We start from the raw sequence: 256 nt of genomic DNA, 5'->3' as shown, positions 1-256 counted from the left end.
ACCTACTGATTACAAGTCAGTTGCTCTACCAATTGAGCTAAGTCGGCTTGCGACTTCAAAATGGTGGCTCGGGACGGAATCGAACCGCCGACACGAGGATTTTCAGTCCTCTGCTCTACCGACTGAGCTACCGAGCCTTTATGTAAAAATGGCGGTCCCGACCGGGGTCGAACCGGCGATCTCCTGCGTGACAGGCAGGCATGTTAACCACTACACCACGGGACCATTTGGTTGCGGGGACAGGATTTGAACCTGC

General features: G+C 54.3%; 2 tRNA genes. Both read right to left on the bottom strand.

The features are described from left to right. Positions 1-61: 61 nt before the first annotated feature. A tRNA-Phe gene (locus MR107_RS30810) sits at positions 62-137 on the bottom strand. Between the two features lie 12 nt (positions 138-149). Beyond that, positions 150-225 (bottom strand) — tRNA-Asp (locus MR107_RS30805). Positions 226-256: the final 31 nt, after the last annotated feature.

Source organism: Bacillus cereus group sp. BfR-BA-01441 (assembly GCF_022663075.1).
Taxonomy (GTDB): Bacteria; Bacillota; Bacilli; order Bacillales; family Bacillaceae_G; genus Bacillus_A; species Bacillus_A cereus.
This window is presented reverse-complemented; position numbering and strand designations above follow the sequence as displayed.